Source organism: Roseibium sp. RKSG952, from assembly GCF_009711355.1.
The window spans coordinates 1-567 of sequence record NZ_SMMF01000314.1 but is presented as its reverse complement, the minus strand read 5'-3'; the positions used below and the strand labels follow the sequence as shown (position 1 = coordinate 567).

Annotated in this window: 1 protein-coding gene and 1 pseudogene; both read right to left on the bottom strand. The window is 58.0% G+C overall.

Translation table 11 applies throughout. The annotated features are described in order from the left end of the window. Positions 1-165: 165 nt before the first annotated feature. Positions 166-474 (bottom strand): DUF4116 domain-containing protein, encoded by a 309-nt coding sequence (locus E1297_RS51115; protein ID WP_368669421.1) that lies wholly within the window; start codon positions 472-474, stop codon positions 166-168. Then, positions 426-548: pseudogene (locus tag E1297_RS51110) on the bottom strand (DUF4116 domain-containing protein); the annotation flags it as partial. The gene E1297_RS51115 and the pseudogene E1297_RS51110, both read right to left, overlap by 49 nt. Positions 549-567 lie beyond the last annotated feature (19 nt).

Here is a 567-nt window from a genome sequence, read left to right as displayed (position 1 = left end):
GCGGCTTGTGCGGGCTGCCATGAGCCGCAGAACGGCCTTTTCACTGGAGGAGCTGATGACATTGCCGGGGCCATGAAACGCTAACCTCTGATTCGGATCAAATTCACATGACTGATATTGAAGGCAATCCGGCCATCAGCAGCCGATTGCGGCTACTGATGGCGCTTACAGGCCCGGCGGACAAGAAGACAAACATTGATGGGAAAGGATATGTTTCAGTGTCTCGAAGTCATTTGCAGCCACCCAGTCAGGCTGCTCTGCTGCCTTAAGACTGGCCTCCCGCGTCCGGAGGCTTTCCAGCGCCAAACCGTTTTGCCTCACCGCTTCGCAGAAGATCTTAGTGCGGAAGTTAGACGGCAAATAGCGTAACGCCATGCCGTCTTGCCTAACCGCCTCGAGGCGATCTCCCGCGTCCGGAGGGCTTCCGGCACAAAAATCAGCGCCCAGCCGTCTTGCCTTACGGCTTCGCGGCATAGCTCAGGTGTACGGAGAACTTTCGGAACATGGCTCAACGCCCAGCCGGATTGCCTCACGGCTTCGCGGCACATCCCCTCCCTCCGGAGAGCT